Annotated in this window: 13 protein-coding genes; 6 read left to right on the top strand and 7 right to left on the bottom strand. The window is 42.5% G+C overall.

Annotation, left to right across the window (positions count from 1 at the left end; translation table 11 throughout):
- The first annotated feature begins 222 nt into the window (after nt 1-222).
- A complete protein-coding gene (locus ACM0OP_RS05675; RefSeq protein ID WP_414527420.1) occupies nt 223-870 on the top strand; it encodes an LON peptidase substrate-binding domain-containing protein in 648 nt (215 codons plus the stop codon).
- 68 nt (nt 871-938) lie between these two features.
- Here ACM0OP_RS05675 and pheA read toward each other — a convergent pair whose 3' ends face one another.
- Nucleotides 939-1844, bottom strand: coding sequence for a prephenate dehydratase (gene pheA, locus ACM0OP_RS05670; RefSeq protein WP_414527419.1), 906 nt, complete (start codon nt 1842-1844; stop codon nt 939-941).
- Nucleotides 1845-2366: 522 nt separating this feature from the next.
- On the opposite strand from pheA, the gene ACM0OP_RS05665 reads away from it, so the two are divergent.
- On the top strand, nt 2367-2978 hold the full coding sequence (locus ACM0OP_RS05665) for a DUF1997 domain-containing protein (RefSeq protein ID WP_414527418.1): 612 nt from the start codon (nt 2367-2369) through the stop codon (nt 2976-2978).
- A 69-nt stretch (nt 2979-3047) separates the two neighbouring features.
- On the opposite strand, the gene ACM0OP_RS05660 is transcribed toward ACM0OP_RS05665, so the two are convergent.
- From ACM0OP_RS05660 to ACM0OP_RS05650, 3 genes are all read right to left on the bottom strand, one after another.
- Nucleotides 3048-3671 (bottom strand): ribonuclease HII, encoded by a 624-nt coding sequence (locus ACM0OP_RS05660; RefSeq protein WP_414527417.1) that lies wholly within the window; start codon nt 3669-3671, stop codon nt 3048-3050.
- A gap of 41 nt (nt 3672-3712) precedes the next feature.
- Nucleotides 3713-5941, bottom strand: a complete 2229-nt coding sequence (gene rne / locus ACM0OP_RS05655; protein ID WP_414527416.1) for a ribonuclease E — start codon at nt 5939-5941, stop codon at nt 3713-3715.
- Nucleotides 5942-6478: 537 nt separating this feature from the next.
- On the bottom strand, nt 6479-9049 hold the full coding sequence (locus tag ACM0OP_RS05650; protein WP_414527415.1) for a TIGR03960 family B12-binding radical SAM protein: 2571 nt from the start codon (nt 9047-9049) through the stop codon (nt 6479-6481).
- Between the two features lie 594 nt (nt 9050-9643).
- Here ACM0OP_RS05650 and ACM0OP_RS05645 point away from each other — a divergent pair.
- Together ACM0OP_RS05645 and ACM0OP_RS05640 are read left to right on the top strand one after the other, a co-directional pair.
- A complete protein-coding gene (locus tag ACM0OP_RS05645; protein ID WP_414527414.1) occupies nt 9644-9844 on the top strand; it encodes a hypothetical protein in 201 nt (66 codons plus the stop codon).
- Between the two features lie 189 nt (nt 9845-10033).
- Entirely contained in the window at nt 10034-11206 is a 1173-nt protein-coding gene (locus tag ACM0OP_RS05640; RefSeq protein WP_414527413.1) for a pyridoxal phosphate-dependent aminotransferase, read from the top strand.
- Nucleotides 11207-11283: 77 nt separating this feature from the next.
- Here the strand turns inward: ACM0OP_RS05640 and ACM0OP_RS05635 are convergent, their stop codons facing one another.
- Entirely contained in the window at nt 11284-11640 is a 357-nt protein-coding gene (locus ACM0OP_RS05635; RefSeq protein ID WP_414527412.1) for a hypothetical protein, read from the bottom strand.
- A gap of 514 nt (nt 11641-12154) precedes the next feature.
- Between ACM0OP_RS05635 and clpS the strand changes: the two genes are divergently transcribed.
- Together clpS and ACM0OP_RS05625 are read left to right on the top strand one after the other, a co-directional pair.
- The gene (clpS, locus tag ACM0OP_RS05630) at nt 12155-12436 is read left to right on the top strand and encodes an ATP-dependent Clp protease adapter ClpS (protein ID WP_414527411.1); all 282 of its coding nucleotides are present in this window, start codon (nt 12155-12157) and stop codon (nt 12434-12436) included.
- 86 nt (nt 12437-12522) lie between these two features.
- Nucleotides 12523-13350 carry a CPBP family intramembrane glutamic endopeptidase gene (locus ACM0OP_RS05625; protein ID WP_414527410.1) on the top strand — a complete coding sequence of 276 codons (828 nt, stop codon included), beginning with the start codon at nt 12523-12525 and terminating at the stop codon, nt 13348-13350.
- Here ACM0OP_RS05625 and ACM0OP_RS05620 read toward each other — a convergent pair.
- Complete coding sequence (locus ACM0OP_RS05620; RefSeq protein WP_414527409.1) at nt 13347-13982, bottom strand: pentapeptide repeat-containing protein; 636 nt, start codon at nt 13980-13982, stop codon at nt 13347-13349. The two genes, ACM0OP_RS05625 and ACM0OP_RS05620, sit on opposite strands and share 4 nt — an antisense overlap.
- 155 nt (nt 13983-14137) lie before the next feature.
- Nucleotides 14138-15508, bottom strand: a complete 1371-nt coding sequence (locus tag ACM0OP_RS05615) for a DICT sensory domain-containing protein (RefSeq protein ID WP_414527408.1) — start codon at nt 15506-15508, stop codon at nt 14138-14140.
- Nucleotides 15509-15601 lie beyond the last annotated feature (93 nt).

The following is a 15601-nucleotide window of genomic DNA, read 5'->3' as shown; positions in this document are numbered from 1 at the left end:
ATGTAGAATGACTCGCTCATTCCAGTACAGTAGTGATATTTTCATTACTAAGGAATGCATTAAATTCATAGCGTTATATTTCATAGCGTTATATTTACTCAGCCCTGAAGAAATTTATCTCAGGGCTTTTTATTGCTGGGAAAACAAATGATAGAATATAAGCAAAGTACGGGAAAAGCAGAAAATAATAAATTTTAAAATTAAATTTATACCAAGGCAAGAATGACATCTTCTTCTAAAATCGCAGTTCGTGAACTACCTCTGTTCCCGTTACCGGAAGTAGTTCTATTCCCCACTAGACCATTACCCTTACAAATATTTGAATTTCGCTACCGAATCATGATGAACACGATCTTGGAAAGCGATCGCCGATTCGGGGTACTAATGGTTGATCCTGTTGACGGTACAATTGCTAATGTTGGTTGCTGTGCAGAAATCATTCATTACCAACGTATGCCAGATGACCGGATGAAAATGTTAACTTTAGGACAACAAAGGTTTCGTGTTCTAGAGTACATTCGTGAAAAGCCTTACCGTGTGGGCTTAGTGGAGTGGTTAGAAGACCAGCCACCAAGTAAAGATTTACGTCCTTTGGCGACTGAAGTTGAACAACTGTTACGAGATGTAGTTCGTCTTTCGGCCAAGCTGACCGAACAAGATATGGAATTACCGGACGAATTACCTGATCTACCCACTGAACTTTCTTATTGGGTTGCAAGTAACCTCTATGGTGTAGCCTCAGAGCAACAGGCATTGCTAGAAACACAAGATACTGTCCTGCGCTTAGAAAGAGAAGCAGAAATTTTGACCTCTACTCGCAATCATTTAGCAGCGCGTGCTGTTCTGAAAGACACTTTTAATAATTCGTAATTAGTAATTCTTAATTCGTAATATTTTCTATGACTACCCTTTAGCAATCCGTAATTGATCAATAATAATTACCGTTCAAAATTAATTGGTAGAACATGATAGCTGCCAAAAATTTTGATCACCTCTGTGTGCATTGTTAATTGTGTTAAAGCTGATTGCATCTGTGCTTCGTTTTTACCTGCTTCCAAGTCAATGAAAAATAAATACTCCCCTAGCGATCGCTTTGTTGGACGAGATTCAATTCTGCTAAGATTAATTCCTAATTCAGCAAATACTCGTAAAGTTTTCAGCAGCGCTCCTGGTAAATTGGCAGGTACACTGAAAGCTAAAGAGGTATGAGTAGCATTTTGTGATGTATTAATCAGATCCTTAACAGTGTTAACAGCCCCAGTATCTTGACTTCGACTCACCACCCAAAAGCGAGTACAGTTTTCTGCATAGTCGTTAATATTACTAGCTAATATCGGCAGATTATAAAGTTGAGCAGCCCGATGAGATGAAATGGTAGCTGCTGTCAAATCCTGATTTAGTATCTTCAGTCCTTCAGTTGTAGAATTACTGGGTATTAGCTGCACATTGGGCAGAAATTTTCCCAACCATCCTTGACATTGTGCTAATGCTTGTGGGTGAGAATAAACAGTTTGAATACTATCTAAACTAACGGCACGAGAAACTAAATTATGGGCAATAGGCATAACCAAAGCCAATTGAATTTCTAAGCTATCTAGTTGCCAGAGTGTATCCATTGTCATAGTTACACTTCCTTCAATGGAATTTTCTATCGGCACAACAGCTAGGTGAGTTTGTCCATCCACAACGGCTTGCAGAGACTTCGCAATACTTGGACAAGGGTATAAAGTAGCAATAATTCCGATTTTTTCAGCTAACCAGTTGACATAAAAAGCCGCAGCTTGTTCTGCATAAGTCCCCGGTGGCCCTAAATGAGCAATAGATATATTTTTAAGAGCGTTCATAGGTTAAAAGTATTTAAGTTATTCAGCGCAGTTTTGGGGTTCTCCCCCATGAGCGACTAACGTACAGCCTGCGGCATCCGGAGGCATCAGTGGAAGAGTCGAGACTTTAGTTCTGAATTAATGGTTTTAACCGATTCAAAAAAGCTAACAATAGAATTGGGTTTTATATTCTAACTGCCTCCTCAATTCATAAAAACCCATATCAGCCTAGCTACTAACCCTTACTATCTATTCACTTTAAAGCTACAGTGTACACACAAATAATTAAATTAATCAAAATACTGAGCTAAAGTTTCTCGTTTTCTCATGGGAGAACCTGCACTGGGGGTGTATACTGCTCTTAATTTTCGACTCCAACAAAGCGTCTAAGGATTTTTGACCATATTCCGCACCTGTAAGTCTGCGCTGAGGAATAGATTCACTAATCCCCAATCCCCAATATAATTTGGTGTTTTCCCCGTTTCTTCTGGTGAGAGCGCGGTATGCTAATTAATATGAATATTAATGAGAGTGATTTAATTCATGTCCACTCTTCCACTAAACTCAGGGGCTACTCAATTCAGTGCCTCCCAAACCGCAAAAATTAATGTCTTATCCCAACCTATCCCCATTGAACACTACTTGCGTCAGCCTCAACGTTTAGTTAATGCTTTGACTGATAGCCGGCGAGTGAGCCAGCTTTCGGAGCAAGTATTTCGCTTAAAAATGCAGCCCCTCAGCTTTCTGTCTTTGAAAATTCAGCCGACGGTAGATATGAAAGTCTGGGCTGAATCTAATGGCACTATTAAATTGCGATCGCTTGGTTGTGAAATACTGGGCTTTGAATATATTAACCAGCGCTTTACATTAAATTTGCAAGGACATTTGTCATTACACGAAAGTAACGGTATTACTAGCCTGCAAGGAAGAGCCGATTTAGAAGTTCAGGTAGATATACCACCACCCCTTTGCTTCACACCTCGACCAATTTTAGAAGCCGCCGGCAATGGTTTATTAAAAAGTGTACTAATGACAGTCAAACAACGCTTGCTACATCAACTTTTAGCAGATTATCACTCTTGGGTAAAATCACAAATAGAAGAAAACACACTAGATAACTACAATAGCGAATTACCGCTTTTCAATCCAGAGTGACTCAAAAAACAAAAAAGTAGGGACGAGGTATTAGTAAGTTATCATCCCGCCCCTTGGCTCTTTTCCCATTCACTCAGGGGCGATTTTTTCTGGTTTACAAGGTCGAAATGATTGACGATGCAGTGGGGATGGTCCCTGTTGTCGCAGTGCTATTAAATGTTTTTGGCTACCGTAACCTTTATTCTGCTCTAGATTGTATGCAGGGTACTGTGATGCCAAATCTGTTACTAGCTGATCGCGCCATACCTTGGCAATTATGCTCGCAGCTGCTATGTTGAGCGATCGCTCATCCCCTTTGACAATAGTTTGTTGCTGTATCCCCAAATCCTTAATAGACTGATTACCATCAACCAAACAGAGGCTAGGCAATACCTGCAACTTCACTACAGCTCGCTTCATAGCTAACAGGGTTGCTTGCAAAATGTTTAACTTGTCAATCTCAGCCGCAGAAGCCAAGCCGATACTCCAAGCTGTCGCCAATTCACAAATTTGCAACCCTAGTTTAACTCTGCGATCGCTAGAGAGTTTTTTGCTGTCTTTAATCTCAGCTGCTATCAAAATTGGCCAGGCCGAAGCTGGCAAGATTACCGCCGCCGCCACTACTGGGCCAAACAGCGCCCCTCTCCCCACTTCATCGACACCCGCAACTAAATCAGATAACTGCTGAGAACTCTCAGACAACTCCCACCACATAGGCCGGAACTAGCTCCCCACTCCCTTTTCTATCAACCAAATTAACTATCGTCTTCTCCAGCAAAGTCGGACTCTACAGCAGAAGAACGCCGTCGCCGTCGTCGATTGCTAATCTCTTTCTTCACCTCCAAACCAGCATCCTCAGTTGTATTTTTCAATACAGGTTTTTCGTCGGATTCCACCTGTAATGTATTTTCCTGGGAGAAATTCTCTAAACTTAGCTCAACAGTGCTGGTGGTTGGAGTCTTTGGTTCATCTGTTGATTCCTCAACTTCATCCCTGTCACTAAAAAGGTCAGGCTCCTTAGTCCCCAAATGGCCAGGACCAACAATATTAATAATTACAGATTTAGAAGCCTTTACCTCCTGGTCTAACTTCACCAAAGGAGAAACCCCCATCAATGCGAACACGTCTTGTTCCTCTAAAGTCATTTCCACAGTTTTCACCTCTGGTGGTTCCACCACTGGCTTAATAGGTTCGACTTTTGTGACTTTAGGGGTGCGAGTCAAAGTTGGATTAAACTGTTCCGAGTCAAAGCTACCACTGCGCTCTCCCCTTTCATTCCAACCCAATTTACCCAACCCAGAACCAACTATATCTTCCGTCCCTCTTTCCAAATCTGTGGACACAGAGCTTTGTCGAAGTGGTGATACATCGTCCTCCAAGTCTGGATCATTGTCAAAATCTAGTGGCGATATGTTCACCCCAGTTTCATCTTTGCGAGTCACACCATTAATCCCAACTCGGTTATGGCTACTCTTGCGAACACGGCGCTTGGAATCGCGCGGCTCTTGATAGCTGGGATGATTAATAGAATCAAAATTGCCTAAATCAGAATCCCCGTCAAACACATCCCCAAAGGCATCATAATTTTCCCGTGGCTCAGTAATCCTAGTTACAGGCAACCGTGGCTCTTTAGGAACTAAGGATACTTTAGAAGGTGAGTAACCGATGTCAAAGCGATCTGGTACGTCGTTAGTTTTTGGTAATACTCCAGGGCTAGTAGAGATATCCCCCCTAGTCCTGCTATCCTTTTCTCCAGGTAAGTGCATGATATGTCCCAAACCACCGCAAGCTGGGCAGGTTTCACCAAATAACTCATAAATGTTTTGACCTTGGCGCTTGCGGGTTAATTCTACCAAGCCCAATTCCGTTAACTGAGCAATTTGAGGACGGGCTTTATCGGCTTTGAGAGCTTTGTTAAAGTGTTCCAGAACCTGCAATTGGTCACGCCGTGATTCCATATCAATAAAGTCAACTACAATTACCCCAGCGATATTTCGCAGACGTAGTTGTCGGGCAATTTCTGTAGCAGCTTCACAATTTGTCCATAAAACCGTTTCTCTAGCTGTGGCGGAACGGGTAAAGGAACCGGAGTTTACATCCACTACGGTCAGGGCTTCGGTGGGTTCAATAATAATATATCCGCCGGAGGGTAAATCTACTCTGGGTTTCAGTGCTTCTTTAATGGCGGCACTAATCCGGAAGTATTCTAGTATGGGTGAGCGATCGCGGTGATGGTCGAATAAGACTCCCTGGGGTGTTTGACCGCCACTCCAGTTTTGGAGATATTGCTTAACACGTTTTAAACCGGAACTAGAATCCACCACAATGCGGTTAACATCCGCACCATACATATCCCGTAACACACGCTGGATGAAATCATCATCCCGATTTAATAAGGCTGGCGCACGGGTAGAATTGGCTTCTTGCTGAATGGCTTCCCATTGCTTTTGCAACAGTTCCAAATCTTCGATGATTGCTTCCTCTGGTTTACCTTCTGCTTCTGTCCGCACCAGCAAACCCATTCCGGCGGGTTTAATTAAAATAGCTAAGGCCCGCAAACGGTTTCGCTCGCTCTCGCTCTTAATCCTTCGGGATAAATTTACACCCCTACCATAGGGCATTAATACTACATAGCGCCCTGGGGAAGTAATGTTACCGGTTAATCTTGGCCCTTTAGTTCCCGTTGGCTCTTTCATTACCTGCACTAACACCTTTTGCTGTGGTGCTAATAATTCGGTAATGGCTGCGGCTGTGCGCTTGAGCTTTAATGGCCCTAAGTCAGTGACATGAATAAAACCATTGCGCTCTGGGTCGCCAATGTTGACAAAGGCGGCATCTATACCAGGTAATACGTTTTCTACCACTCCTAAGTAAACATCGCCAATTTGGTGATGACCTGTGGCTACGACTAGTTCTTGTATTTGATCTTCAGAAAATACAGCCGCAATTTGATGCTGCTCTGCTATGATAATTTGCTTTGGCATTCAACTTCCTCAAAATTTAGCAGCACCAACCAGAAGCTTCTGGAAGTTCTTATACCTTTGGCTAGTCCAAAAGGTGCTGCTGATTATAAAAATTGTCACTTTTTGGCTCAAAATCAACGAGCTTTATTCACTAAACCACAGCTTTTACACGCCGGATTCTTCCCCAGGAGCTACCAAAAACTTGTAGCTAATCAATCAACCATCTGGTTAATCCCCAGGGATGAACCATTCAACAAATTGCTTAAAAACCGGGTAAGAAAAAAGGCCGCAGCAGTCTATTTTTTTTAATTACTGGTTCACAAAATGGCAAGAATAACGAGTGAATTTTTTAATCTACTTCACTTGCTTTGAGATTCAATCTTAGAAATCTCATGCTCATATCTCCACTTTGGCTTTCTGATTTACCAAGAAAGTGAACTAGTTTATTTAATGCCAAGCCAAAAAATTTTCTTTACCTGATTCTAACTCAACTTAGTCGAAATCAAATTTCATACTTTGCGATGTGAGGACAACTACTAGCAAGTCGCCTTTACCGGATTATAACCCCAAAATTAGCTGATTACGGTGAATGTGCAGAAGTTGAAAATTTTCTCCTGCCACTATTTTCAGCATAGACAGAATTTGTTCTGGACGCAAGACTGTTCCATCATGGCGACAGCTACCCACGTAACGTAATTTTACGGTGGATTCTGCTAGATTTGGATAACTTTCTACTAGCTCTAGTTGAAACAAGCGATCGCGCAGATTTATCTGTTGGGTTTTGCCGGATTTGGTTGTTTTCTCCCACCACAGTTCTGGTTTGGCTTTGATTTGGTCTAACCAGTGTTGCCATTGTGAATTATCCACTAACTTTTCTGTGGCTACGGTAATTAAATATTCTGCTGTTTCCATGAGTTGGTTGGCAGCTGGACTCTTTAAATCTACGGCAGCAACATGATATATGGGGATATCTGTAGGTAGTTCTCTGACTAACTGTTGTTGGAAAAACTCAGGTTCTACTGGCTCGGTTAACTCAAAGTCTACTATTTCTCCACTACTGGTGGCTCCTAGTGTTAAAGCGCTGGCGATCGCAATCCGGGGACTAGGATGAAATCCACCGGTAAAAGCAATTGGTAAACCGGCGCGGCGAATCACTCGGTCAAATAGACGCATTAAATCTAAGTGACCAACTAAAGCCATGCTACCTTGTTTGCCAAACCACATCCGCAGCCTTTGGGTTCTGTTTGTGTTGGGGACAAAGTTACCGGCAAAGTCGGGGATAGCTGGGGGTGGAATCACGATATTATGTCCAAATTCGGTGCCGCAGACACCGCAATGAGAACAATCTGCAAAGGAACAGTCAGGTACGACAGCCGCCTCTAAAGCTCGCTTAAAGTCTTCTTGCAGCCATTTTTTATCAATCCCGGTGTCAATGTGGTCCCAAGGTAGGGGGAAATTTAATAAGTCTTCCCTACTTTCTCCTCCGGCTGCTTCTAGTAGGCGATATTTCCCTGTTAAACCAGCTTCGGCGATCGCCTGTTCCCAAGCACCAAAAGCCGCATCTAAGTTTTCATACCAGGAATCCATGCCAGCACCTAGTTCCCAGGCACGGCGGACTACTTTTCCTAAAGAGCGATCGCCCCTACCCACAAAGTCTTCCATTGCGGAAATACGAACATCAGTGAAATTAACTTTAACCCCTCTGATGCGGCGAAACTCTTGCCTAAGTAGATGTTGTTTGCGTTGGAACTCGGTGGTAGAAACTGAATGCCACTGAAAAGGGGTATGGGGCTTGGGTGTAAAGTTGGAGATTGTCAGGTTAAAGTTTAAAGGTTTTCTACCTCTACCGCGACATTCTCTTTGTAACCAAGTTACAGTTTCGGCAATCCCCACCACATCGGCATCTGTTTCACCGGGTAGACCGATCATGAAATATAACTTTATTTTATCCCAACCTTGTTCCCAGGCTGTTTTTACACCTCTTAATAACTCCTCATTGGTTAAACCTTTATTGACAATATCCCGCATTCTTTGGGTTCCCGCTTCTGGGGCAAAAGTCAGCCCTCCTTGGCGAGTTCCACCCAGGATGTTGGCAATATTTTCATCAAATCTATCTACCCTTTGGCTGGGAAGTGTCAGGGAAATATTCTGATTTTTGAGCTGATTTTTGATTTCCATGCCTACAGCAGGCAAGGCTAAATAATCGGAACAACTGAGGGATAACAGGGAGAACTCGTTGTAGCCAGTGGCTTGCATTCCTTGGGCGATCGCATCCACCACTGCTTCTGGTTCCACATCCCTAGCTGGACGGGTTAACATTCCTGGTTGACAAAAACGACACCCACGGGTGCAACCCCGGCGAATTTCTAGACTTAGGCGATCGTGGACTGTTTCCACATAAGGCACTAAGCCAATGGAATAGGCGGGGATGGGCGTTGCTACCCGACGGACAATGCGTTCTGGTACATCTGGCCGGATGGGGTAAACAGCATCAGTCATTTGATAAAACTGAGGCACATATACACCGGGAATCTGCGCCAAATCCAGGAGTAAACTTTGCCGATCTAAGTGAGCTTCTTTACCTGCTTCTAGTACCAAACCAATTTCTGGTAACAGTTCTTCCCCATCTCCCAGGGCAAAAAAGTCAAAGAAATCGGCATAAGGTTCTGGGTTGGAGGTTGCCGTTTGTCCCCCAGCAAAAATTAACGGGTGATTACCAGCCGCTCGTTCTTGCCATGTAAGGGGAATTTTCGCCAAATCCAACATTTCCAGGATGTTAGTTGCGCCCAGTTCATAACTGAGACTAAAGCCTAAAATGTCAAATTCCGAGAGCGATCGCTGGGATTCTACAGCAAACAATGGTGTATTGGTACTCCGCAGTTTAGCTGCCAAGTCAGCACCTGGTAAATAGGAGCGATCGCACAACTGTCGAGGCTGGGCATTCAAAATGTTATACAGAATGATATGCCCCAAATTAGATGAACCGACTTCATATACTTCTGGGTATGTTAACGCCCAACGTATTGTGGCAGCATCCCAAGGTTTATGTACGGCCAGGTGTTCGTTACCCAAGTAACGAGCTGGTTTTAAAATATCCGACGTGATTAATTTTTCAACTGCAACAGCCACTATGCTATCTTCTAGCTACCTTAATTACAGCTTACCAACTATAACTTAGCATTGATTTCCGGTTTTCAGTACAATTCACCCTGGCAACTCATAACTCTTTTACACAAATTTACTTTTCAACTGTTGCTGCACATTATGTGCTATGAGACTAACTCTGACCAGATATACAGTCCAGAATCCTGGGAATATAATAAACTTTATCTCCTGAGCTTGACTCAAAAATTCCGGCATCTTTGCTGAATCTTTATCACTTTGATATGTCTGTTTAAAGATTGTCATAAATACAGGTGAAAATGTATCTATATATACTTTTTTACCCATCCAGTTGCCAAACAATCTACATAGACAAGCCTAGAGCCAAGAAATTAACCATTACTTTGCTGGTAAGCTTGCTTTGGCAATCAATTGAGATAAATTAGACAAATTTCAAATTGAGATTTCTATCTTGATTAGCGTTGCATAACAGGGTGCATGACCAATTATTTATTCCCTTTTCTAGTGATATGGATCACACTTTTATCACAGTTCAAATCACATTTTATACCAAGGGTGATCCTAGATAATTACTATCATATATAATTTGGTTTATTGGTTATGAGAACTAAGTACGTTATTCGTCAATTGGTAGAAAAAGCACTTGACATTAAAAAATTAACCCCTGAAATCGAAAACGAAATCAACTGCGAACTGACTCAAATGGGTCACATTTCCGATGTCGATTATGAAGCCTTAGAGTTATTAATGGCAGAAATGGATGCTGGCCGAATCAAGTTAGTACCTAGTTGGGGATATTAATTTAGGCTGGGCATTGCAATTTAATTGTAATTTTAAACGAATTTTGTGGATAAATTCCGGAAATCAAGACGAAAATACATCATCAAAATTACAAGATCAGATTTTTCCGTGAGCTTTAGTATTTATTTCCCCACTCTGGCGTAAACTGTGCTAACGAGCATCCACAATTTGCAGTAATAGTAAACCGCCATGCAGCCCGCAAAACGTTTAGAAAAAATTCCTCCCTATTTGTTTGCTGAAATTAACCGTAAACGGGAACAACTTGTGGCTCAGGGAGTTGATATCATTAATCTGGCATTGGGCGATCCAGATAAACAAACTCCGGCTCACATTCTGCAAGCCATGCACGCAGCAATAGATGATCCTACCAACCATAACTACCCGCCTTATCAGGGGACTAGAGAATTTCGGGAAGCTGCGGTTAATTGGATGGAACGTCGGTTTGGGGTGACAGGGTTAAATCCAGAAACAGAAATTATCTCTTCCATTGGTTCTAAGGAAGCAATACACAACACATTTTTGGCTTTTGTAGAACCTGGAGACTATACCCTCATCCCAGATCCTGGTTATCCAGTGTATCAAACGGCGACGATTTTTGCTGGTGGTGAACCTTATACCATGCCTTTGAAGGCAGAAAACAATTTTTTACCTGATTTAACTACGATTCCTGAAGAAATTGCTCGTCAGGCAAAATTATTATGGATTAATTATCCTAATAATCCCACAGGAGCCTTAGCCAGTTTAGAATTTTTTGCAGAATTGGTAGATTTTTGTAAGCAGTATAATATTTTGCTGTGTCATGACCATGCTTACTCAGAAATGGCTTATGATGGCTATAAACCGCCGAGTGTGCTGCAAGTTCCTGGTGGCAAAGATGTGGCTATTGAGTTTCACAGTTTGTCTAAATCCTATAATATGACAGGCTGGCGTATTGGCTTTGTAGTTGGTAACGCCATTGGGATTCAAGGCTTGAGACAGGTAAAAACTAACGTTGATTCCGGAATATTTAAGGCAATTCAAAAAGCGGCGATCGCAGCTTATTCTACCAGTGAAGCAGAATTGCAAAATCTAATCTCAGTATACCAAAAGCGCCGTGACATTATTGTCCAAGGATTACAATCATTAGGCTGGCCCATTCAACCGCCAAAAGCGACACTTTACGTCTGGGTTCCCGTACCACCAGGATACTCATCCACAGAATTTGTTGATTTATTACTTGACAAATGTGGCATTATGGTTCCTCCAGGCAACGGTTATGGCGCAAGTGGGGAAGGTTTTTTCCGTATAGCTCTCACCATTCCCGAAGAGCGAATGCATGAAGCCATTCAACGCCTCAAAGATGCTGGTATTCGCTACGCTTAATTGATCATTGCGAATAAAATTTTGAGGACTAACTCCCCACACCTCCCACACTCCCCACACTCCCCACACCATACTCCCTACTCCCCACTCCCCACTCCCTGCTGATACGCTTGCCAAATTTGGTGAATAAATTGATGAAATTCCAGTTTAGTAGCGGAATCAGGTTCATTTTTTGGTTCCTTCACCAAAACTTGGCTCAAGAAGGTAATTACTTCCGTATCTAAAGCTGGTCGAAATAAATTTATTGGCCACAGCAAATCAGATGCATCTCGCATATCAGTCACTAGTGGTGATTCCTGGGTAAAGCTAACTAAGAGCAAAGGACGTACCCAGCACAACTGACGGGAAACCACTACTTGAATGACTTCTCCAAACAGATTCCTATCACTATGGTCTAAAGACACAATTTGTCCTGCTTGAAAGTCTAGGCTCATGTTCACAGAGTTGGGACGGTGGCAAGGAAAGATTTTTTTCGACTTCTTTTATTTTAGAAGCCAAAATGCCAAAATCTAAATATACTGTCCAATACGGTTCAGTAAAGATTCAAACTCTTCGTTTAGGTCATTTTTTTAACGAACCGCCAAGAACGCCAAGGACACCAAGTGAAGAATGAGAAGGAAGAAATGTTTAACTGAACTGTATTGATATACTGTCAGCTTTTGGTATTCAAGCAGGTACAGCAACCGCCAAGGACGTTAGGGCATCAACTGATCATAAAAGTTAGACACCGAAAGGCTTTTACCCTACTCCCCCGGTTACTGAGGGTAGTCGAAGTAACTCCCCACTCCCCACTCCCCAGCTATACAAAAGCTGTCTGCCCGCTTTAAGGTAGTTTGATGTTAAAATCATTGGAGCAGGTAGGGTAATAAACCTGTATAAAAACCCAATAAGGTAAATGCGAAATAATCAATCCGTCGTAGTAAATTATCTAATAAAGAGCCAATAGCCGTGTCAGTCGAAACTATTGAGAAGCGTTCCACGTCCCGTAAGCTTGCGCCTCGGTATCGAGTTTTAATCCATAATGACGACTATAATTCTATGGAATACGTCGTCCAGGCACTCTTAACCACAGTACCGAGCCTTACCCAACCCCAAGCTGTGAGTATTATGATGGAAGCCCATACAAATGGCCTAGCTTTAGTCATTACTTGTGAGCAAGAACACGCTGAGTTTTATTGCGAAACGTTAAAAGGTCATGGTTTAAGCAGCACGATTGAACCTGAAGAATAGGTGAAAATATTGTCTGGTAAAGGAAGAGAGGACAATAAATTGCTTCTAACTTGTGACTTTAATTGTGTCCTCTTCCTAAATATTTCATGAAAATAAACCTAATTCGTTTAGCTAACCGCCCTTTCCCCATCAGATTGGGTTACTTTGTTGCAGTTCTATTGCTGCTATGGCTGCCCTTCGCTATACCGATTTACTTATTAGTCAGTGATTCTAACTTAGTTAGTATCTTGACAATGGTAATACTATATACAGAATTTATTTTTCTCTTGCAGCTATGGGGAAAAAATGTCTATCAGCAACCCCAGATACTCAAGCATTATGGCTTAGAACTCACGCGGATCAATGCGGTGGATTTGCTGGGTGGTCTAGCCATAGGAATAATTAGTATTGTTATAGTATTTGGTTTACAAGGTTCTTTGGGTTGGCTGATTTGGCAACAACCGCAGGCTTTCTTACTAAGAATAATTTTAGAGGGTTTGCTAGTATCTTTGGGTGTTGGATTTGCTGAAGAATTGTTATTTAGAGGTTGGTTACTTGATGAGTTGCAACGGGACTATAGTTTAAGTGTGGCACTTGGGATAAATGCTGTAGCCTTTGCGGTCTTGCACTTTATTAAGCCTTTAGAGGCAATTATTGAAACACTTCCGCAGTTTCCGGCTTTAGTGCTGCTGGGGTTAACGCAGGTATGGGGAAAGCGCTGGCGTAGGGGACGTTTGGGTTTACCAATTGGTTTGCATGGTGGTTTAGTTTGGGGTTATTACATCATTAATGTTGGGGGATTAATTGAATATTCGGGTCAAGTTCCTGATTGGATAACTGGTGTAAATCAGAATCCTCTACAAGGAGTTATGGGGGTGGTGTTTATGGGTATATTGGCTGTATTTATGCGGTGGCGGTGTCGAATAGTGGCCTAAAGTTTTGCAATTACTGTACCCACCAAGCAAGCTTTATCTAAATTTACACCGCTTAAATTTGCGCCTTCTAACTCTGCACAGAGTAGATTTGCGCCTGTGAAGTTCGCCCCGGCTAGATTTGCTCCGCGTAAGTCGGCTTCTTCTAAATTGGCTTCACTTAATAAAGCCCCTTGTAAATCGGCGCGAGTCATGTCAGCACCTTTGAGATTTGCCCCTGTGAGGTTGGTACCGCGTAAGTCAGCACCGCGCAAGTCAACGCCTTGTAAGTTGACGTTCATTAAGTTTGCACCACTTAAAAAAGCACCAGCTAAAGATACATCACTGAGTCTCGCACCCATTAAGTTAGCGCCACGCAAATTACTACCGCGCAAGTCAGCACTTGTTAAGTCGGCTTGCATTAAGTTCGCTCCCATGAGGTTCGCCCGGAGGTCTGTTTTTTGCAGGTTTGCACCCATCAAGTTCGCTCCCTCGAAATGCGCGCCTTCAAGTTGGGAACCCTTGAAATTAGTCCCGACAAGGTTAGCACCTGCAAAATTGATGCGGCTTAAATCTAGTTGAGAGAGTTCTTCATCTTCTAAGTTTGCGCCGGGAAGTTGTTTGAGTTGTCCTGATTTAATGGCTTCAATATTCATTTGGGGTAATTCGTAGTTAGTAGTTCGTAGTGCCTCTTTTCCTGCGGAACGCTACGCGAACAGAGGAGCTTCGCTAACGTAATTCGTAATTAAGAAAGTGAGAACTTTCATCTCCCTTTACCGAGAAATGCTATATTTTTTTTTCAAAAGTTGCTTTATTTAAGCGGACTTGTACTTGTTTTGCTGTAGCTATCCCATTGAGAATCAAGTAGCCAAAGTCCGGTGCTGACTTTGGGTGACATCAGAGGTATGTCTAGCCCTTGCTGTAAACCTATGACTAATAAAGCTAGAGCATCTAAGAGTTTAGGATCAAAGCGGGTAGATTGTTGTTGTCTGCATTCTTCTAAGGCTTGAGCAAATATTTCGCTGGGAGTTTTTGGGGATGATTTCATGTTGTTGACTCGCCATTGAAAATCAGCCAATAGAGCTAAAATTCTCGATTCTAAAGGAATTTCATCTGCTGCTAAACCTGCTGGTTCCCCTGTACCGTTCCACCATTCGCTTTGGTGGGTGATAATTTGGGCAATTGCGCTCAGTCTGGGCATGGTTCGCAATACCTGCGCTCCTGGTACTAGGGGACAAGTTAAGGGACAATGGGGGGCTTGTTCCGGTTCAGTGAGGAGGCTTTCGGTTTTTTGCAGTGGGTCTATACGATGTAAAAAACCTGCTAGTCGCAATCGTTTAATTTGCCATGCGGGTAGTTGTAAAAGCTGCCCCATTGTTTCAGCCAGTGCTACTACTTCGGTTGCGGCTAAGGGATTGTTGACATCTGCCATATCCATTAGTTGGGCCATCCGCAAAAATGCCTGGATTTCGTTAGAAACTAAGTTGCGATCTAATGCTTGTTGACCGAGGGCTGTGGTGATGGATAGGTTGTTCTGTCCTGACTGGAGATAATCGACGACGCGGGAAACCACTGCACTTAAATGTTTCGGTGTTGCGACGTTTGATTTTATGGAATTTTGATGGTGTGTGAGTTTTTCTGCTAGTTCTGGATTGTATTTTTTGATGTGGGCGATCGCCAATTTTGCGGTTTCTTGTACTAACTCTGGTTCAAATGTCCATAAACCATAGAATTTCCGCTCGATATCGGACGCTGGTATCCCTCCGCCACCATAATCAGCCTCTGATAACTCTTGACAAAGTACCATTGCTGTGTATTCTGGTGATAAAATAATTAAGTGCCACTCCTGGGCTACTGGGTCATCTGAATTTAATGCCACTAAATCCACATTAGGAAGTTGGCTTGTGGGATGTTCAGCAAAACCAGTATCCGGTGCCGCCATAATCATAATTTCTCGGCTACAGTGAGCAATATTGGCGTATCTTTCTGCTTCTTGCAGATACCATTTACCCTGCTGAAAAGCTGTGATTACTAGGGGTGTACTATCTTCTGTTAAAATATGGTCTTCTAAAGCATGGCATAGAGCAACTAAAGTATTTTTGTAATACACCCCAAATCGAATAGGTCTAGTAGTATCGCGGTGTGCTGTTTCTAGTTGTTGTAATATTGAACCTTTTAACATAGACTTTTGTAGTTCGTAATTCGTAATTCGTAATTCGTAATATTTCTTATGACTACGGCAATGTAATTTATCAGTCCCCAGTCCCCAGTCCCC

Source organism: Nodularia chucula CCY0103 (assembly GCF_963923915.1).
In the GTDB taxonomy this organism is placed as follows: Bacteria; Cyanobacteriota; Cyanobacteriia; order Cyanobacteriales; family Nostocaceae; genus Nodularia; species Nodularia chucula.
The sequence above is the reverse complement of the archived record's forward strand: the minus strand, read 5'-3'. Positions and strand labels throughout refer to the sequence as shown.